Source organism: Microcoleus sp. T3_B1, from assembly GCF_036700445.1.
In the GTDB taxonomy this organism is placed as follows: domain Bacteria; phylum Cyanobacteriota; class Cyanobacteriia; order Cyanobacteriales; family Microcoleaceae; genus Microcoleus.
On sequence record NZ_JAUBOX010000019.1, the window covers coordinates 94,572 to 112,717 of the forward strand.

Annotated in this window: 19 protein-coding genes; 9 read left to right on the forward strand and 10 right to left on the reverse strand. The window is 44.6% G+C overall.

Annotated elements, in window-relative coordinates:
• A partial coding sequence (locus QT990_RS13035) for an HAD-IC family P-type ATPase (protein WP_333465309.1) occupies positions 1-889 on the forward strand: 889 nt, incomplete at its 5' end.
• Between the two features lie 197 nt (positions 890-1,086).
• On the opposite strand, the gene QT990_RS13040 is transcribed toward QT990_RS13035, so the two are convergent.
• Entirely contained in the window at positions 1,087-1,434 is a 348-nt protein-coding gene (locus QT990_RS13040; RefSeq protein ID WP_333146829.1) for a hypothetical protein, read from the reverse strand.
• Positions 1,435-1,539: 105 nt separating this feature from the next.
• Here QT990_RS13040 and tmk point away from each other — a divergent pair, with 105 nt between their 5' ends.
• Positions 1,540-2,208 (forward strand): dTMP kinase, encoded by a 669-nt coding sequence (tmk, locus tag QT990_RS13045; protein WP_333309393.1) that lies wholly within the window; start codon positions 1,540-1,542, stop codon positions 2,206-2,208.
• A 422-nt stretch (positions 2,209-2,630) separates the two neighbouring features.
• Here tmk and QT990_RS13050 read toward each other — a convergent pair whose 3' ends face one another.
• On the reverse strand, positions 2,631-2,768 hold the full coding sequence (locus QT990_RS13050) for a hypothetical protein (protein WP_333146833.1): 138 nt from the start codon (positions 2,766-2,768) through the stop codon (positions 2,631-2,633).
• Here QT990_RS13050 and QT990_RS13055 point away from each other — a divergent pair.
• The 3 genes from QT990_RS13055 (at position 2,767) to QT990_RS13065 (ending at position 5,632) form a co-directional block, all read left to right on the forward strand.
• A complete protein-coding gene (locus QT990_RS13055; protein WP_333309391.1) occupies positions 2,767-3,729 on the forward strand; it encodes a DNA polymerase III subunit delta' in 963 nt (320 codons plus the stop codon). The genes QT990_RS13050 and QT990_RS13055 overlap by 2 nt on opposite strands.
• Before the next feature lie 39 nt (positions 3,730-3,768).
• On the forward strand, positions 3,769-4,242 hold the full coding sequence (gene msrA, locus QT990_RS13060; RefSeq protein WP_333146862.1) for a peptide-methionine (S)-S-oxide reductase MsrA: 474 nt from the start codon (positions 3,769-3,771) through the stop codon (positions 4,240-4,242).
• Between the two features lie 553 nt (positions 4,243-4,795).
• The gene (locus QT990_RS13065; protein ID WP_333465310.1) at positions 4,796-5,632 is read left to right on the forward strand and encodes a metallophosphoesterase; all 837 of its coding nucleotides are present in this window, start codon (positions 4,796-4,798) and stop codon (positions 5,630-5,632) included.
• Between the two features lie 247 nt (positions 5,633-5,879).
• Here the strand turns inward: QT990_RS13065 and rppA are convergent, their stop codons facing one another.
• The 3 genes from rppA to QT990_RS13080 all read right to left on the reverse strand — a co-directional run bounded on the left by rppA (position 5,880) and on the right by QT990_RS13080 (position 7,708).
• On the reverse strand, positions 5,880-6,566 hold the full coding sequence (gene rppA, locus QT990_RS13070; protein WP_333465311.1) for a two-component system response regulator RppA: 687 nt from the start codon (positions 6,564-6,566) through the stop codon (positions 5,880-5,882).
• A gap of 59 nt (positions 6,567-6,625) precedes the next feature.
• On the reverse strand, positions 6,626-7,276 hold the full coding sequence (locus QT990_RS13075) for a glutathione S-transferase family protein (RefSeq protein WP_333465312.1): 651 nt from the start codon (positions 7,274-7,276) through the stop codon (positions 6,626-6,628).
• 174 nt (positions 7,277-7,450) lie between these two features.
• The gene (locus QT990_RS13080) at positions 7,451-7,708 is read right to left on the reverse strand and encodes a hypothetical protein (RefSeq protein WP_333146844.1); all 258 of its coding nucleotides are present in this window, start codon (positions 7,706-7,708) and stop codon (positions 7,451-7,453) included.
• 198 nt (positions 7,709-7,906) lie between these two features.
• Between QT990_RS13080 and hisG the strand changes: the two genes are divergently transcribed.
• Positions 7,907-8,551 (forward strand): ATP phosphoribosyltransferase, encoded by a 645-nt coding sequence (gene hisG / locus QT990_RS13085; protein ID WP_333309384.1) that lies wholly within the window; start codon positions 7,907-7,909, stop codon positions 8,549-8,551.
• Between the two features lie 604 nt (positions 8,552-9,155).
• On the opposite strand, the gene QT990_RS13090 is transcribed toward hisG, so the two are convergent.
• Both QT990_RS13090 and QT990_RS13095 read right to left on the reverse strand, forming a co-directional pair.
• Positions 9,156-10,622: a response regulator gene (locus QT990_RS13090; RefSeq protein ID WP_333146847.1), complete on the reverse strand. Its 1,467-nt coding sequence runs from the start codon at positions 10,620-10,622 to the stop codon at positions 9,156-9,158.
• 595 nt (positions 10,623-11,217) lie between these two features.
• Positions 11,218-11,505, reverse strand: a complete 288-nt coding sequence (locus QT990_RS13095) for a hypothetical protein (RefSeq protein ID WP_333309380.1) — start codon at positions 11,503-11,505, stop codon at positions 11,218-11,220.
• 96 nt (positions 11,506-11,601) lie between these two features.
• On the opposite strand from QT990_RS13095, the gene QT990_RS13100 reads away from it, so the two are divergent.
• From QT990_RS13100 to QT990_RS13110, 3 genes are all read left to right on the forward strand, one after another.
• A complete protein-coding gene (locus QT990_RS13100; protein WP_333309378.1) occupies positions 11,602-11,826 on the forward strand; it encodes a helix-turn-helix transcriptional regulator in 225 nt (74 codons plus the stop codon).
• Between the two features lie 309 nt (positions 11,827-12,135).
• On the forward strand, positions 12,136-12,465 hold the full coding sequence (locus tag QT990_RS13105; protein ID WP_333146851.1) for a DUF262 domain-containing protein: 330 nt from the start codon (positions 12,136-12,138) through the stop codon (positions 12,463-12,465).
• Positions 12,466-12,510: 45 nt separating this feature from the next.
• Positions 12,511-13,950: an ATP-binding protein gene (locus tag QT990_RS13110; protein WP_333146853.1), complete on the forward strand. Its 1,440-nt coding sequence runs from the start codon at positions 12,511-12,513 to the stop codon at positions 13,948-13,950.
• Positions 13,951-14,031: 81 nt separating this feature from the next.
• Here the strand turns inward: QT990_RS13110 and QT990_RS13115 are convergent, their stop codons facing one another.
• The 3 genes from QT990_RS13115 to QT990_RS13125 form a co-directional block, all read right to left on the reverse strand.
• Positions 14,032-14,436 (reverse strand): transcriptional regulator, encoded by a 405-nt coding sequence (locus tag QT990_RS13115; RefSeq protein ID WP_333146855.1) that lies wholly within the window; start codon positions 14,434-14,436, stop codon positions 14,032-14,034.
• A complete protein-coding gene (locus QT990_RS13120; protein WP_333146857.1) occupies positions 14,420-14,719 on the reverse strand; it encodes a type II toxin-antitoxin system HigB family toxin in 300 nt (99 codons plus the stop codon). Before QT990_RS13120 ends, QT990_RS13115 begins: the two co-directional genes overlap by 17 nt.
• Before the next feature lie 168 nt (positions 14,720-14,887).
• Complete coding sequence (locus QT990_RS13125) at positions 14,888-17,101, reverse strand: ATP-binding protein (RefSeq protein ID WP_333146860.1); 2,214 nt, start codon at positions 17,099-17,101, stop codon at positions 14,888-14,890.
• Between the last annotated feature and the right edge of the window lie 1,045 nt (positions 17,102-18,146).

An 18,146-nucleotide genomic window follows, 5' to 3' on the forward strand; every position in this document is an offset into this window, starting at 1 on the left:
TGATGGAGTTGCTGGCCGGGTTGACTCAAAACTGCTGCAAATTGCGGCGGCGGTGGAAAGGGGCGCTTGTCATCCCATCGCCGCAGCGATTTTGCTGGAAGCTCAACAGCAAGGTTTGCCGCTGCTAGCTGCTGAGGATTTCTGCACCGAACCGGGCTTGGGGGTTTCGGCTTTGGTGGAGGGCCGACGGGTGTTCGCGGGGAATGCTGAGTGGATGAAGGAGCAGGGGGTCGCTGTGGCGACGGAATTGTCGGAGTCTTTGCAAGGCAAAACGGCGGTTTACGTGGCTTCTGAGGGCGTTTTGCTGGGGGTAATCGGGCTAAAAGATACTCTGAGGCCGGATGCTAAGGCTGCGGTGGAACGTTTGCGGGGCATGGGATTGCGGGTGATGATGCTGACGGGGGATACGCCGTCGGCGGCGGCGGCGACGGCGCAGCAGCTAGATTTGACGGCGGCTGATGTTTTGGCCGGGGTGCGGCCGGAGGGGAAGGCGAGGGCGATCGCGACTTTGCAAGCCCAAGGCTGTAAAGTGGCTGTGGTGGGAGATGGTATCAATGATGCGCCGGCTTTGGCTCAAGCTGATGTCGGTATCGGTTTACACTGTGGTACTGATGTGGCAGTTGAGACTGCTCAAATTGTGCTGATGCGAAATGCTTTGATGGATGTTGTTGAGTCGATCGAGCTGGGGCGCGCTACTTTTAATAAGATTCGCCAAAATTTATTTTGGGCTTTTGGTTACAATACTCTGGGAATTCCGGTGGCTGCGGGTATCTTGCTGCCTGCAACCGGAATTCTACTCAGTCCTGCGGCGGCCGGAGCATTTATGGCCTTTAGTTCTGTTAGCGTGGTTACAAATTCTTTGTTTTTGCGCCGGGGATTTCGAGCTTAAATTTAGGGATGACCAATAAAAGTACGAGGTCATTGGTCATTAGCTAGAAAGTAATGACTAATGACCTCATCCCAAGACGGATACAAGCCCCCCACACCAGGAGTCGAAACCAAAGAAGTTTCGACGTTAGTTCGAGGCCCCAGATTTATCTGTGGAGTCACTCTAAAATCTAAAATGTAAAATCGACTGACTAATGGCTACAGTGCCATACTTTCCAAGAGTCGCCAATTATTGTTGTTCATAACGGAACGACTCACTAGCTCGAACATTTGACGGCAGTGGTTGTTGGTTTGCAGGGGCAGTTCTTCGTTTTTAATCACGAAGTTCATGCGAACCTCTGAGTCGCTGGCCGTGTTTTTCTCAATTAGGACTTCTGCGGTGACAAGTTTGGCGATCGAAACTTGACCGGGAAGTTCGCGAGCCATGACGGAATCTCCTGTATTGTAGATAATATCAAGATTGCATGACTCTAAAATTTCAATCAGGGATTGACGCAGACGGTCGATCGGAACGGCAACGATAAAAAAACCAGTATAGCGAGCCATAGAAAACTCCAGCCGTGAGGCATTTAGACTTTATTATCATACCGAACCTAGAACCGATCTACAGAACAATATGGATTTATTTTATTCAAATGGGAAGTTAGGGCAATGAAGGGTAAACTTATCGTGTTTGAGGGGGTTGAAGGTGCCGGTAAAACTACGCAAATGCAGCGCCTGATACAGTTCCTGCAAGCAAGTTGCTTTCTCACAGTCCCGTTGGTGGCTACTCGCGAACCGGGGGGTACTGACCTGGGAAGGGGACTGCGACATTTGCTGCTGAAACAAGATGGGGGCGAATCTGTATCCGATCGAGCAGAATTACTCATGTATGCTGCCGATCGCGCTCAGCACGTCGAAACTTTTCTTAAACCCGAGTTATCTAAGGGAACGATTGTTTTATGCGATCGCTTTACTGACTCTACGATTGCTTATCAGGGCTACGGCCGCGGTCTTAATTTAAATTTAATTAAGCAGTTGAATGAAATTGCCACCGGCGGCTTGGAAAGCGATCTGACTTTGTGGCTGGATATTAATGTGGAGGAGGGTTTGGCGAGGGTAAGGGCTCGGGGAGGGTGCGATCGGATCGAGCAAGCGGATTTGAAGTTTCACCGCCTTGTGCAGCAAGGTTTTGCGGACTTAGCCGAGGCCAATAAATCTCGAATTGTTCGCATAAATGCCGATCGGCCTGAATATGAAGTCGCTCAGGAAATTCAAGCTATTGTAACTCGCAGCTTAGAAGCTTGGGGATATTTAAATAATACCAATTCTGAAAAATAGGGTAACACAATCTATAGGGACACTCCAAGATCCCAAGGCGTGTCAACTTAACGTCAAACCGATAGTCCGGCAGGGGTTTAAACCCCTGCCTCAAAGCGAAAGTCCTCTAAAAGAGGACTGAAGAACTCATTAGTCCTCTTTTAGAGGACTTTCGCTATTAGACAGGGAATTCATTCCCTGGCGGACTGACGGGTGGGCGGGAGGACTGGTGGACTAAAAGCTTAAGTTGACACGCCTTGGGCATTGCCGTGTCCGGCTCCGGCAACTTACAATTTAACTTCTTAACTCAAAACAATTATTTAGCAGTCTATTAAACCACAATAACCTTTTGGTATTATTATAGCAACCACCCCCGACGCTTAATATGTTATTAATTGCTGAAACCCTAGATTTTCTTCCTTCTTCCTTCATCCTGACATCCGTTACATCTGAGATATTGTAACATTCTCAATTACTTGTTTAGGAACAGGCATCTTGCCTGTTCCACAAGAAAATTCACTCTTTGTGGAACAGGCATCTTGCCTGTTCGTTGCCGAACTTCCTTCTTCCTGAGCAAACATGGATTATTTTACATCATTAATCGGACAAGAGCGAGCAGTAGAATTGCTAACTCAAGCAGTCGAGCGAAACCGAATTGCTCCTGGTTATTTATTTGTCGGCTCTAACGGCATCGGCAAAAGTTTAGCGGCTCAGTGTTTCATCGAGCTTTTATTCTCAGCCAATATTCCCGAAACCCGACTAATAGCCTCCGTGCAAAATCGCGTGAGGCAGCGAAATCATCCAGACTTACTCTGGGTAGAACCAACTTACATGAACCAAGGCAAACGGCTTACGCCAAAGGAAGCAGAGGAAGCCGGTTTAAAGCGGAAAGCACCACCACAAATTCGCTTAGAACAAGTTCGAGAAATCGGTGATTTTCTCAGCAGACCGCCGCTAGAAGCTGCGCGTTCAGTCGTAGTGTTGGAACAAGCAGAAACAATGGGTGAGGGAGCCGCTAACGGCTTGTTGAAGACTTTGGAAGAACCGGGAAAGGCAGCCCTCGTTTTAATTGCTCCGACTGTGGAACTTTTGCTACCAACTTTAATTTCTCGTTGTCAAAAAATCCAGTTTTCTCGGCTGAATCCCGAAGCAATGGCACAAGTTTTGCAGCAAGCCGGATTCGCGCAAATTTTGAATCATTCCGAGGTACTGGGGATGGCTCAGGGCAGTCCTGGGGAGGCGATTGCTATTTGGCAGCAACTGCAATCAATACCCGATGATTTGCTGCAAAAAGTGAAGCAGTTGCCTCAAAATCTGCGCTCTGCTTTGGAATTGGCCAAGGAAATTGATAAAACTTTAGATACTGAATCTCAGTTGTGGTTAATCGATTATTTACAGCACTGTTACTGGCAGCAATTTTTGGCAGGGGGAATTAGTCGATCGCCCTTAGAGCCCTTGGAAAAAGCGCGGCAATATTTGCTAAACTACGTACAGCCGCGATTAGTTTGGGAATGCACACTAATGGGAATATGTCAAGCATAATTTATTGCCAAGTTTCAACCCAATACGATGAGTAACACGATGGAAAAAGCCACATTTGCCGCCGGTTGTTTTTGGGGAGTTGAACACAAGTTTCGCGCCGTTGCGGGTGTCGTCTCGACTGCTGCGGGCTACACAGGAGGCCACTGGCCGAATCCGTGCTACCTGGATGTTTGCGCCAGAGTCACCGGTCACGCTGAATCAGTGCTGATAGAGTACGATCGATCACAGGTGAGTTACGAAGCACTGCTAGATGTATTCTGGAACTGTCACGATCCTACCCAAATCAATCGCCAAGGCCCCGACAGAGGCGAACAGTACAGGTCGGTGATTTTTTATCACAATTCCGAACAAGAAAAAGCCGCGCGCATCTCCAAACAAAAATTGCAAATTTCCGGTAAATACGACAAAGATATTGCCACCGAAATCAAACCTGCTGGTGAATTTTATATGGCAGAGGATTACCACCAGCAGTATATTGAGAAGAAGCGGCTTTCGTCAAAAGTTATTAGTTAACAAGTAGGCAGACGGGAGAAAAAAATAAAATATCTTAGGGGCGGGTAACGCAATAATATATACTAGCCACAGTTGATTATTAATGCAACACCCTGCCTCACCCACGCCATGTTTATTTCCACCTACTCAGTAATAAATCATTAGTCATAAGATAGTGTTTGGTAGGGGCAATCCCCGTGTGGTATGCCGATGCGATGGGGATGCGGTGCAATTCTCAGCTTTGACAATTGCCAAAAGCATATAGATGCGGGGCGGGGAATGCCACTCTGAAGAGGATTGAGCGCGTTTTAAACCGCTTGTCATGCAAGTCATAATATGATAAAAATGCTGTATTAGTTGGGCGCGTAAGACCCAAACATTTTTGCAAGGAAGCATAACTGAAGATTGGGCATTTCTGTTTCAATTCTGGTGAGGAAATCCGAATTTTTGCGTCCCGGACTGTAGTAATTAGTCAGAGGATATAAGGAAAAGGGAAGAATATCTAGTTTGGCAGTCTTGCTGGTTTATTTGCTAAGCTAGAGGTGGCGCTCTGTCATCAATAAACCTTAGATTTATGCACAGGTTATTAACTGGGAAACTGCGAGTAGAGCATTTAACAATACCGATCGCTAATCTTCCAGCAAATCTATCCGGTACTAAAATTGTACAGCTTACGGACTTTCACTATGACGGGGTGCGGCTGTCGGAATGGTTGCTAGCAGAGGCGATTGCTGCGGCCAACGAAGCTGAACCCGACATGATTTTTTTAACTGGTGACTTTATTAGCTACGATCCCGCACCTATTTACGGCTTAGTGCAGCGATTGAAAAACTTGCAAAGTCGAGTGGGAATTTACGCGGTTTTGGGCAATCACGACCACTATTGGCCAGGGGCAAAAACAGAGGTTGCTAATGCTTTAAATAGCGTCGGAATTCGGGTTTTGTACAACGAAGCAATCTATCCTTTGGGGTCTGAATTGGCTTTAGTTGGGCTGGCTGATTTTTGGTCGGGCGATTTTGCGCCTAAACCTGTAATGGCATCAATAAATCCCGCGATTCCTCGGATTGTATTGTCTCACAATCCTGATACTGCTGAAAAGCTGCAAAATTGGCGAATTGATTTGCAGTTGTCTGGACACACTCACGGCGGTCAAATCGTTATTCCCGGTATCGGCCCTTTGTACGGTTGGGTCAGAAAAATTGGCTATTTTATTCCTAAACGAATCCGAAAGTTCATTCCTTTTCTGTCGGCTTGGGATCGAGTAGTTACTCACTGGGAATGGGCTAGCGGTTTGCATCAGGTTGGGAGTAATTTGCTGTACGTGAATCGCGGTTTGGGGACTTATGCGCCAGGGAGGCTATTTTGTCCCCCGGAGGTGACAGTAATTACTTTGGTTTGTCAAGATACGTAAAGGCTGGTTTAGGGTGCACACTTTCCCGATAATAGATAATATAGCAGAAGGAAAAAGGAAGTTCGGCAACGGATTATGTAACGGATGTAACGGATGTAAAGGATAGAAGGAATATGGAAGTTCGGCAACGGATTATGTAACGGATGTAACGGATGTAACGGATGTAACGGATGTCCGTCGGAAGAAGGAAGAGGGAAGAAGGAAGAGGGAAGAAGTGAAAAGGATTTTTGTACGATGTCTATTATTTCTAATTTGCTTCTCCAAAGCGATAGCCTCTGCCGTAAACTGTGTGAATTAGCACCGATTCGCCTGGGGCTTCTATTTTGCGGCGCAGCAGGCGAATTTGAGCGGCTAATACATTGCTGCTGGGTTTTTCTGCTTCACTCCACAAATACTGGTGGATTTGTTCGTGTGTTAGCAATTGACCGGTATGGCGCATTAAGTATTCTAATAACTGGCATTCTTTTTCTGATAAGTCAATTGTACGATCGCCCCGATAAGCTAATTGATTGTCGTAGTCTAGCTGTAAATCTGCAACTTGCAGCCGCCCGACAGCAACCTCGGCATCAAAAGTAGGAGGCCGCCGCAGTAATGCGCGGACTCTGGCTAGCAGTTCTCGCAGTTCAAAAGGTTTGACTAAATAGTCGTCTGCACCGGCGTCGAGTCCTTGTACGCGATCGTCTACGGTATCTTTGGCGGTGAGAAATAGCACGGGCGTATTCCGTCCTTGCGATCGCAACTTCTGGCAAATTGCGAGTCCGGTTTGTCTCGGCAGCATCCAATCCAAAATTAGCAAATCGTAATTACCCTGCATGGCTAAATTGCTGCCACTTGCTCCGTCAAATGCCACATCAACTGTATAACCTTCGCGGGTTAAAACTCGACTCAAAGGGTCAGTCAACTCAACTTCATCATCAACTAAAAGAATCCGCATCCTGATTTCATATTTGAGACTTAAAATTTGAGATTTTAAGTTAAGTAAACTGATTTTTGCTAAATTTTAATATGTGGAATACTTTCCGTTTCGCTGCAAGCTGCTGCTACCCATTCCTGGATGGCAGGCAGTGCCAAAATCGCATCCGCATAAGCTCTTGCTGATGAATCTAATTTGACTTCATAGGTGACAAAACGCATCACAACTGGGGCAAACATAGCGTCAACAACTGTGAATTTTCCGAACAGCATATCGCCGCCTGTGCCGAATTTTTGGCGGCATTCGCGCCAAATGGCAAAGATGCGATCGATCTCTGCTTCTACACCGGGAGTCCTCCCTTCTCCCGGATAGCGGTTGCGGCAGTCCATTGGCATATTTTCGCGCAAATTTGAGAACCCCGCGTGCATTTCGGCACAGATGGAACGGGCGATCGCCCGTTCCGCTACATCTGCCGGCCACAAATCATTAGCAAAGCGTTCTGCAACGTATTCGCAAATTGCTAAAGATTCCCACACTTTCAGGTCGCCGTCGATTAAAACTGGTACTTTTCCCGATGGAGAATAGCGCCGAATTTCCTCATGGGCTGTCGGGCAGTATAAGGGGATTCTCACCTCGGCAAATTCTAGTCCAGCTTGTTTCATCGCCAGCCAAGGACGCAGCGACCAAGAGGAATAATTTTTGTTGCCAATAACAAGTGTTAATTCGGTCATAGTTTAGCTGTCAGCTATTGGCGATCGCCCGTTAAAGTTTAAGTTTTAGAGTTGAATACACAAAAGCGTGACACACAATGGCTATCGCGCGTTAGCGAAGCCCGCCCCTACGGGGGCTACGCCAACGAAGAGGATCGCCGCGTTGTCTGCACCAGCCTCTGCAAGCATTTTACATTAACAGCCTCCCAGGGTTCCGCGTTTTTCTGCAAACTTCGATCGGGGGGCGCGATCGAACACGCTTGATTCCACATGAGATGAGAAGCCTCTGTCCCTGGGAACCCTAGCCTGGTTAGCGCTAGGTACAGCTACTGTATAGTCCATTTCCTCCCTCTCTACACCACCGCCTGAGAGGATTTCATCTACTGTAATTTTTTTCAGGGAATCCGGGTCTACACTGTGAAAATTTCCGTCAAATTCTTGATTGTTTTCCATACCGACCGCCCTTGAAAAACGTGACGAAATAAAAACTTACTAAATATAATATATACCCAAAGAAATGATCTAGCAAGACCCGAAATTTATTTTTCGCTATGAACTCTATGTGTTATTCTGAGTTTGGTAAAAGCTGTTTCTGCTTAGGCCGCGATCGCCCCCTTCTAAAATTTAGAAATTTACACTCTAAAAATTGACATGATTACTGTTGCACTTCCCAAAGGCGGATTGTTAGGAGATAGCATTCGGCTGTTTAAATCGGTTGGATTAGACTTCAGTGCTTTTCTCGATTCCTCTAACCGACAACTTCAAATTTATGACCCGACCGGCACTGCCAAAGCTTTGCTAGTAAGGACGCACGACGTGCCGGTTTATGTGGAATACGGTCAAGCGGATTTGGGGATTGCTGGCTATGATGTTTTGCGGGAAAAAAAGCCGAAAGTTGCAAATTTAATTGATTTAAAATTTGGCAAGTGTCGGCTGTCGGTGGCGGTGAAGGAATCTAGTTCTTATCGACGAACTGTGGATTTACCTCCTCACGGTAGAGTTGCTTCTAAGTTCGTACACTGTGCAAGGGAATATTTTCACAATTTGAATTTGCCGGTGGAAATTGTGCCGCTTTACGGTTCTGTGGAGTTAGGGCCGATTACGGGTATGTCGGAGGCAATTGTGGATTTGGTTGCGACTGGCAAAACTTTGCAGGAAAATGGTTTGGTGGAAATTGATGTTTTGTTTGAAAGTTCAGCTTATTTGATCGGTCATCCTCTGAGTTACCGTTTGAATGCGGGGGGGGTGAATGAGTTGATCGGGAAGTTGAGAGAGCAAGTTTTGACGACTGTTTAAGGGTCTAAAATTAGAGTGCTTTGATTTGTTCGTAGATAAGTAGGGAAACGGCATTGCCCATTGGCGTCAACTTAAGCTGTCAGTCCGCCCAGTCCGCCAGGGAATGAATTCCCTGTCTAATAGCTAAAGTCCTCTCAAAGAGGACTGAAGAACTCATTAGTCCTATGCAAGAGGACTTTAGCTTTGAGGCGGGGGTTGAAACCCCTGCCGGACTATTAGTTGTACGTTAAGTTGATACTAAACCGCAATGTTGTGTCCTACTCCCTGCGCCGGACACGGCAATGCCGTGTCCCTACAGATGCTAGCCTACTTTTCATAATTGGTATAGGTTCGTAGCCAGGACTTTAGTCCTTATTTGCGCTAAGAAAGATGACTTCAGTCCTCACCAGGAACGGGATTATTTTAGCTTAGGATCGCGAATTAAATAATTTACACTCTTGAAAGTGGGGAGTAGGGGTTGGGGCTAAGAGCCCGCCCTTTCTGGACGGGCGGGACGCCCATCCCACAAGAACCATCACGCATTGTAAGTTATTTAATTCTCATTCCTTAGCTGGTATTTGCGGTAATAAAGAGGACTGAAATCCTCAGTACGAACTGGTTCTATTTAGTTGATTTCTGAGCGGTTACTTACAGGTATAAAACCTAGTTTTTCCTGGCAGCGGTTGATATAAAAACTTACGACTGTATCAGCAGGGTTTTGTTCGATTAGTTGCTGAAAATATCCCAAGGCGGCGACAAATCTTTCGGATTGCCATCCTTGAATTCCTTTGTCAAATAAACCCTGGGTAAGCTGCTTTGCCTCAGAGTCGGGACAGGAGGCACTCCAGATTTCGTAGATTTCAATAGCTTCCTGCTTGCCGCGCGGGGTTACTCGATCGATCCAGCGATAGTAATAATTGTTGCGGGGCAAATGGCTGTCAGCAGCAGTCGCCCCAGAAGTAGAAATAATACTCTCCTGTGTTTCCACTTCTAAGTCGCACTTTAATAATAGACTTTCTTTTGAGTTTGAGTTGAGACTTATGCCATTTAGAAATTCTCTCGCATGAACAATGGCATTTTCGCTAACAATAATTTGGCAGCCGTATATTTTAGTTAAATTTTCTAACCGAGAAGCTGTATTTACCACATCGCCGATGACTGTAGAGTCCATGCGGCGATCGGAACCTAAAGTGCCGATCATGCCGATACCTGTGTTAATTCCCGTACCAATATTGACGGGAGATTCTAAATTGTATTTGTGGCGACTGGCATTAAATTCTTGCAAAGTTTCTTGCATTGCTACTGCGGCTTCGATCGCATTCATGGCGTGAGAATTTGGCTGGTCAAATACTGCCATGATTGCATCGCCTAGGTATTTGTCAATAAACCCGCCGTGAGACGTTATGCACTCGTTCATTTTAGTAAAAAAAGCGTTCAACCATTCAAAAGTCTCGCGAACTTGTTGAGATTCGGCGATCGCAGTAAACCCGCGAATGTCGCAAAATAAAACAGTCAGCTCTTCTTCTGTGGCATTGCCCAACTGAATAGATTCTATTCCTTGCGGCGCAATTCGCTCCAGAATTTGCTCTGGCACAAATAGCTGAAATTTTTCTGACAGATATTCGTTGGCTTCCCAAGCGGCGGCGATTTGGCGTTTGCTTTGCTCTTTTACCTGCTGGTTGAATTGGGAAGATACAGCTTGCGATCGCATTTGACTCAACTGCAAAATATTTTCAACTTTTGCCAGCAACAAACGACTGTTAAAAGGCTTTGTCAAATAATCATCGGCCATCATTTCTAACCCTTTGATGCGAGACATATCGTCATTGAGGGCAGTTAAAAAAATCACCGGTACAGTTTGCAATGCCGTATCCTTCCGCAGGATCTCGCACACATCAAAACCGTCCATCTCCGGCATCATAATATCTAGTAAAATTAAATCGGGTCGAGAGGCGCGGGCAAGGGAGAGCGCTTCATGACCAGATAGCACTGATACTGTAGCGTATCCTTTGAGGTGCAATAACTCTTCCAGTAAAATCAGATTAGCTGGCTCGTCATCAACCAACATGATGCAGGGCGACTTGTTTGACATGGAATATGATAGGTAAAGTTTGGCCACCGATCGGCAAGGACGAAGGATTGAGGTATTTAGCTACGATTGACTTACGATCGCCTAGAAATCGGATTTTTTCCGAAAATACTGCATGAAGACTTTTAATCGGGGTAAAAAACCCGGTTTCTTTAGTCTAATAGCGTCCAGAACTGATTGTGCTGTATTCTTTAGTCTTTCCCCTCGTTCCTGAAAAGAGATGTCCCCGATCGATGCCCCAAATATTTGAGTTAGGTTAATATAAGTTGATTTTACATTGAATCTAAAATTTCTCTACTATTGAGTTTAGCGTTTCGCATCATGAAATGTAATAAATTACACCTCTGTGGCAGTGAACCCAGGATTAGTGGCAGTTGGAAAGTCGGAGGCCCAGCAGTGGCAAATACAATAGTGCGATCGAAGACAGCCTCACGTAGGGCTGTTTTCTTTTTCCCTAATAGTCTTGGACGCACGGGTGGCCAGAAACCGGGTTTTTTTACGAAAATCCTCTGCTGTAGTCCGCAGATTAGGTAAAAAACCCGGTTTCTTTGTCGGCCCTGGCGTAAGTTCTGCCTAAAAAACCGATTCCTACGATCGGTTATCGGCCATGAGGTGTCAAATCAGTGCGATCGGGCAAAGCAAACACAACTTTCAATCGGATATCGGGGACTCGCTGGCGACACAACTGAAGATGTCCGTCAGCGTCCGATCGATTGCGGTATCGCCCGACAATCGCCCATTGCAAATTGGGAAGCAAACGGGCAACCGCCCAAGGCTTGAGGCACTCTTTGTAAGTCATAATGGTTTTATCTCCATTGCATAAGGGAGCCATAGCCAGCGCGGACACTTGGTAGGTAGAGGCGCTGGCTTTTGATTTATTACTCATTTTATAGCGCTAGCGCATATATGTCAACATATATGCTTAACTACATAGGTGTGAAAGTTCTAGTTCTGACACTGAAATACTCATAAGCTAATGGGTATGTATCGAGTAAAAGTTAGAGTCAAAGAGCTTTGCCAAGAGCGGAACTGGAGCCTTAACGAACTAAGCAGACGTTCTGGTGTCACATACACTACCGTTCGCCGTTATGCAATGCAGCCAATGGCGAAGATAGAAATAGACGCAGTTAGCCGCATTAAGGAAACGTTTGGCTGTTCTTGGGATGAGTTGTTGGAATTGCTTGGAGATAATTCTTTTGAGGAGTGAGTGCGATCGCTTGTTCATTTTTATAGGAGGGATGAGGGGTGCGATCACTATCTGGACGATTGCTTTGAGCGTGGAAATGAAATTAATGTTAATTTTTTCAGCTTCTTGCTGAAATTGTGATCTCTACTAAGCGTCAATTTGTGCCTTATCTGATGAGTACGCTGTAATGCTTGCACAAATAAGAAAATAGCTAACCCTATTATGAGGTGTGTGATATCATACTTGTATGAGAGAAACAGAACTAGCGTCTAACTATTAGCTCAATGGCTGCAATTAGAGTTAAATATTCATAGTGAAAACAGAGATATTATGAGCATTACTCCAAAAGGTATAAGTGTATTAGAGTTGTACCGACTTTATAGAACAAAAAAGTTAATCGTCAACCGTAGATATCAACGCAAGCTTGTATGGACAAAAGCGGAAAAGGCTTGTCTCATAGAGAGTTTATTACTGAATTATCCAATTCCATTGATTTTACTTGGAAAATTCAAAAGTAGTGAAGGAGAAGATATATATGAAATAATTGATGGAATGCAAAGACTTAATGCAATATTCAGTTTTATTGAAAATCAGTTTACAGTTCACGAAAAATATTTTGATTTAACTAAACATCCCTTTGCCAATCAGTTATGTCAGTAAGGTGTATTTAAACCTACATATCCTGAAAACAACCCACCAAGTTTTTTGGATTCTGATGAGTGTGCTAAGTTTTTAGAATATTCCCTAGCGGTCACAATTTATAGAGCAAATTCGATTACAGAAATTGAAGATATCTTTAACAGAATTAACTCCAATGGTAAACATTTATCAGCTCAAGAAGTAAGACAAGCAGGAGTGACAACAGAATTTTCAGGATTAGTGAGACAACTTGCTTCTGAAATTCGTGGTGATGTCTCCAAAGAAGAACTGCCACTCACAGATATGCCCGAAATTAGTATTGATGCTAAATCCATCGATCTAGGCTATGGAGTGCTTGCGGAAGATACATTTTGGTGTCGTCAAGGGGTTTTACGTGTTTCTGGTTTACGGGACAGCGAAGATGAGCAGCTAATAGCAGACATAATACTTTCTGTAGCATTGGGAAAGCCTTTTGCAGCTAGTAAAGAAAACTTCGACTCTTACTATGGAAAAGGCGAAGATAATAAGTTAGATGAAATCCAACTAGGAATTGCTAGATATGGATCAGACAATCTGAAACTAGATATTAAAACGGTTCTATCCCATATCAAAAATGCAATTAAAGCCTCAGCAGTCGATAACGAAAAAAACTTTTTAAGAAATATATTGAGCCGTCGTCCAGGAGTAGGAAATCCAGTAAAAGAACCTTTTTATACGTTGTTTATGACTTTTTACGATCTTATTATAAAAAACTCACAAGAGCCATTTGACTATGAGCAAATTTTTAAGGCTGTATCGGGCTTGATTGACAAGATTAAAATGAGTCCAACTACCACAACAGCAAATAGAACTCAGAACCTAAATCTTACTAAAGGCTTGGTGCAAAATTATTTTAAACCATCAAATAGTTCGACTCGTAGTAGTGGGTCATATGCTGTAGATTTTGAAGTTTACTTGAGACGCTCAAAAACTGAGGCTCCTAATTATGATTTTAAACAAGGGCTTTATAGTTTAGACGAAAAGAAGAGAAAATTTGATGATGAAAATTTTGATAAAATTCTCCAAAATATTGCTGCAATGGCAAATTTAGGCAAAGGACAGAAAGGGTACATATTTATCGGCGTGTCTGACAAAGAAAAAGATACTCAACGCATTGAAAGTTTAGACAATATTGTAGCCCCTCGGTTTTACTCATTTGGTATCGTGGGTTTAGAGAGAGAAGCATCTCTTAAAGGAACTGACATTGATGATTACGGTCTTTTCATTACTAGAAAAATTCGTGATTCAAAATTACCTGAATGGTTAAAAACAGCGGTTAATACAAAGGTAACTCCCATCACATATATGGATCGCACAGTATTAATGATTGAGGTAAGGGCTGGTGATCAGCCAGTATGGTATGGAGATAAGCTGTATATCCGTGATGGACATGAAAAGAAATCGCAAGATGTACCGCAAGAAGTAGCTGGTGAGCAGATAGCAGCAGTTTACAATCTCTTCAAGTAAATAGACGCGATCGCCCCCACCCTCATCAAATCAATCTACTTGGATGCGATCGCCCTCCGGGAAATTACAGAGTGCGATCGCTTAATTGAACAAAAACAACCCCGGATCGACGTGAAAAAACCTCCCCAAAGCCTCAGCTTGTTTCTTAGTGATTTCTAGCCGATCGTTAATTACCTCAACTACCGCCTCACTCGAACCCATAATTTCTACTAAATCCTCTGCTTCTAGACTCCGAGCATCCATCAAATGCAGCAGCCTTGACTTTGGCGTTGATGTATTAATTTGATAGTGCCGATCTTCAAAATCCTCAATCAGTTTTACCAGCAGTTCCAACAGCGCATCTTCTTCTGGAGTCAGATTTGGACGTGAGAGTAATTCTTCAACAATTTCCAAAAATATCTCGTTTTCCTCTTCAGTTTTGATAATTCGAGGCTGATATTGAGAGAGCAAGCTACTGTAAATTTTTAGATCAAAAGTAATAGTCATTTTTCCAGGTTTCCTTATCATACTCGGCGTGAGTGAAAACGTATTTTATATAAATAATTTGCTTCTCATAGTTAATACTCGCGATTAAGCGATATTTATTTCCTTTGATATTAAAAACGGTAAAATTTCCAACTGCTTCAGCTTTGAGATAAACAGCTTGAACTTCAACAAGATTATTCCAGGCTGCTTTACTGGCAATTTTATACCAGTCATCGAGCGCTTCGCAGGAATCAGCGTGACTTTGGCAGTAGTCTCTTAATTTTTTCCGACTGATAACGTGCATTTAGCTATCATTAGGAGATTATTTTCTAGATGTCTGAATCCCGTCATTATCTATTATATAGCGCGTCTCAATCATTTCAAGCAAATTTTTGTTGGCACTTTGATGGACAAGCTTTTCTCATCCCGCGCCAGCTAAGAGTTACTTTGAGAAGCTTTGTATAAATGCTGTTTAAGTGAGAAAAGAACGGACTGTAGCGATCGCCAAATTCAAATCCAGTGGCTTGCTCAAATAAGCAGAAGCGCCAGCTTCCAAACATCGCTCACTGTCACCGGGCATCGCCATCGCCGTCACCGCAATCATCGGTACCGAATCCCAGACAGGATCTGCTTTAACTCGGCGCATCAACTCAAAGCCGTCAACATCCGGCAACTGAATGTCCATCAAAATCAAATCCGGCAGCAACTCCGGGGCTGCAGAGGCGGCGAGAATACGATCGGCCATAGCCGAACCATCGGCGAGTATCTCTACCCCGTACCCCTCCAATTCCATCACCTCAGAAATTAACATTTGGTTAAAAGGCTGGTCTTCGACAACCAAAATCCGCTTCCTGGCAATTGGTAAAGCAATCGCAGAAGCAGGAACTAACTTGGTATCCAAAGCACAAGAAGCAAAGTTTCCCAACTGTTGACGCATCTCCGTCAAAGGCAGCCAAACGCGGAAAATACTTCCCCGATCGCAAACAGATTGAAAAGAAACAGTTCCCCCGTGCAATTCTGCCAATCGCTTAGTCAAAGCCAAACCCAAACCTGTACCTTCGTGGCGCCGAGTCAGGGAAGAATCCACCTGTTGAAAAGGTCGAAATAGCAAGTGCCAGCGGTCTTGAGGAATGCCGATGCCGGAGTCTTTCACCTCAAAACAAAAATAAGGAGTGCTGGCATTTACAGGAGAACAATCCGGTCGGTAGTCGCCGTCTATTTCGCTGCCATAGGCCAGACGCCCGCTGAGTTTAACTTGTCCCTGTTCGGGGGTAAATTTGATGGCATTGGAAAGTAAATTAATCACAATTTGTCGCACTCGCCGTTCGTCGAGCCAAACTTTAGTAATACGGTTGTCGAGTTCTAAAGACAAACCGATTCGCTTTTTGTCGGCCCGCGGCTGCATCATTTTCATACAGTCTGTCGCGAGTTCTTGAACGCGAACAGGCTGTAAGTTTAGTTCTACTTTCCCGGCTTCAATTTTAGAAAGATCGAGAATATCGTTGATTAGCTGCAACAAGTGCTGGCCGCTTTTTTCGATCAGGTCTACATAGTTGATTTGTCGATCGCTCAACTGTCCGGCCGTTTGCCGCAGCAGCAAGTCAGAAAAGCCGAGAATGCTGTTGAGAGGCGTCCGCAATTCGTGGGACATTGAGGCTAAAAACTCGGATTTCAACTGAGAAGAATACTCTAATTCTTCATTAACTTGGCGCAAGTTCTCTTGTGTTTGAGCCCGCTCGATCGCCGCCCCCAGAGTCCGGCAAGCAGCCTCCAGCACTTCTTGGTGGACGGCGGCTTGCAGTTTTTTGATGTTGCGGGACTCCAGCGTCAGCACTCCGATGATCGTGCCGTTGGTAGCTGCGATCGGAAAAATGCCCAGTTGTCCGATTCCCGGATGCCGAAATTCCGGCACGGCATTGGGATGTTGGGCATAATCCTCGACAAACACAGGTTTACCAGTTTTCACCACTTCCCACAGCAAACCGATGCCGTAGGGAATGCCTTTGTCGAGCAATTCTTGCATTCCTGCGACTACGGGTTCCCCGTAAGTAGCCAAAAATTGACTAGAAACTTGGTTGCAAATCCCCGACGCTTGGCGATCGTTTCCCTTGCCGTTAATCACCTTGACATCTCCGAAAGCTGCATTCATTGCCTCTACTAAATAGGTGAGGGCAAACTGACCTATTTCTTGCAAACTGTCAGATTTTTGCAGGCGTTCGGTTAAACCTAAAAGAAAGCTCAGACGCCTGACTTCTGCGTTCAAGCTAGCTTGGGAGTTTCGGTATACCGTAACGTCTCTAAAGGTAAACAGCCGTCCGCCGCTGTTGGTAATCGTGGCGCACACCTCCAAACCAACCCCATTGGATTGCTCGAAATAAAATGATAAACTTTCATCCTGAGATTTTTCGAGTGCTTGCTGAAACTCTTGCCACTGCTGAAGGGACAAGTAACCCCGATCGACAATTTCCGCAAACAGCAAGTGGCACTTCGGTTTTGTTTCCAGCCATTCTGGAGACAGTTGCCAGATTCCTGCCAATTTTTTGTTAAACAAAACTAAGCAGTCAGACGAGTCGAACAGAGCGATCGCATTGTCTACTTGATTGAGAATCAGTTCTTGGTCTGCCCTCAACTGGTGCAAGTCTCTCTCCATTTTCTCTGTGTGTGTAGCTCTTAGTTTTGTTGTCATAACTTTCTAGGGATATGGCAAGAGTTCTTTGATAACTCTTTACTTAATGTTACATAATTTTACGTTTTTGGGCAGTGAGGGCGATCGATCTGCCTTGTGATCTGAGACACTTGCTAGTTTCGGAGGGCGATCGGAACCCGCTTTGAACTGCGTCGGCTACATTGCTTAATCATGAGGCAATAAGGAGGGAAAGCATTATAACAGAAGCAGAATTTTTTAATAACAATGCTGTCGAAGTTGATGGCATCTGACTTGAAACTATTGTGTCCAACCCTGTGCTAAATTGACCCATAATAAAAACTAATCCCGGTGATAAGAAATCAGCATATAGCAATCCTAAATAATTTGTGAATTTCTTACGGGCTCCCAGCGGGATCGGGGAGGGTTGGGGTGGGATCAAAAATTTACGACTCCTGCAAGGATTGCTATATGTCAAATGCAATCATGACCTTACCCTTAAATTTTATTAGCAATAACTTGGTTATTTGGATTAACTGCTCAAGCAAGTGTTGGATTCAAAAACATAGGCATAAGGCGCGCCATAAGCACCCGGAGACAGTGATATCAGTTTCAAAAAAGCAACTGTCTGCTCGTGATTCCAACCCCTACAAAATCAGTTATATCAAATCCGTTAGCATCGGAATAGTAAATTCTAGTTCACTGTTGACTGTTGACTGTTGACGGTTGACTGTTGACAGTGAACAGTCAACCGTCAACATCATTCCGGTGTAACGGGCAATGATATTATTCCCAATAATTTAATCTAAAATTGTGCGACTGAGCGCTCACGCCGAAGTCTAAAATCTAAAATGGTATGAGTTATTACGATCGCACTTATGAGTAAGGTGTGCACTGCACACCCTACAAATGTGAGTTAAGCTAATCCGCATTTAAATTGCAGAGTAAAATAAATCTTTACTCTTATGGGGAGTAGGGGTTGGGCAGGAACTCCCACACTTAATATCGTTTCCGGTGTGCGATTCGTTTAACCTAAATGGGTAGGTTCTCCTATCCAGGGACGGTTAGCCTAACTCTCAACGGAGTT

Coding starts and splice junctions, on each gene's coding strand:
- QT990_RS13040 (WP_333146829.1), bottom strand. CDS start 1,434: ATGGCTCGCTATACTGGTTTTTTTATCGTTGCCGTTCCGATCGACCGT.
- tmk (WP_333309393.1), top strand. CDS start 1,540: ATGAAGGGTAAACTTATCGTGTTTGAGGGGGTTGAAGGTGCCGGTAAA.
- QT990_RS13055 (WP_333309391.1), top strand. CDS start 2,767: ATGGATTATTTTACATCATTAATCGGACAAGAGCGAGCAGTAGAATTG.
- QT990_RS13050 (WP_333146833.1), bottom strand. CDS start 2,768: ATGTTTGCTCAGGAAGAAGGAAGTTCGGCAACGAACAGGCAAGATGCC.
- msrA (WP_333146862.1), top strand. CDS start 3,769: ATGGAAAAAGCCACATTTGCCGCCGGTTGTTTTTGGGGAGTTGAACAC.
- QT990_RS13065 (WP_333465310.1), top strand. CDS start 4,796: ATGCACAGGTTATTAACTGGGAAACTGCGAGTAGAGCATTTAACAATA.
- rppA (WP_333465311.1), bottom strand. CDS start 6,566: ATGCGGATTCTTTTAGTTGATGATGAAGTTGAGTTGACTGACCCTTTG.
- QT990_RS13075 (WP_333465312.1), bottom strand. CDS start 7,276: ATGACCGAATTAACACTTGTTATTGGCAACAAAAATTATTCCTCTTGG.
- QT990_RS13080 (WP_333146844.1), bottom strand. CDS start 7,708: ATGGAAAACAATCAAGAATTTGACGGAAATTTTCACAGTGTAGACCCG.
- hisG (WP_333309384.1), top strand. CDS start 7,907: ATGATTACTGTTGCACTTCCCAAAGGCGGATTGTTAGGAGATAGCATT.
- QT990_RS13090 (WP_333146847.1), bottom strand. CDS start 10,622: ATGTCAAACAAGTCGCCCTGCATCATGTTGGTTGATGACGAGCCAGCT.
- QT990_RS13095 (WP_333309380.1), bottom strand. CDS start 11,505: ATGAGTAATAAATCAAAAGCCAGCGCCTCTACCTACCAAGTGTCCGCG.
- QT990_RS13100 (WP_333309378.1), top strand. CDS start 11,602: ATGTATCGAGTAAAAGTTAGAGTCAAAGAGCTTTGCCAAGAGCGGAAC.
- QT990_RS13105 (WP_333146851.1), top strand. CDS start 12,136: ATGAGCATTACTCCAAAAGGTATAAGTGTATTAGAGTTGTACCGACTT.
- QT990_RS13115 (WP_333146855.1), bottom strand. CDS start 14,436: ATGACTATTACTTTTGATCTAAAAATTTACAGTAGCTTGCTCTCTCAA.
- QT990_RS13120 (WP_333146857.1), bottom strand. CDS start 14,719: ATGCACGTTATCAGTCGGAAAAAATTAAGAGACTACTGCCAAAGTCAC.
- QT990_RS13125 (WP_333146860.1), bottom strand. CDS start 17,101: ATGACAACAAAACTAAGAGCTACACACACAGAGAAAATGGAGAGAGAC.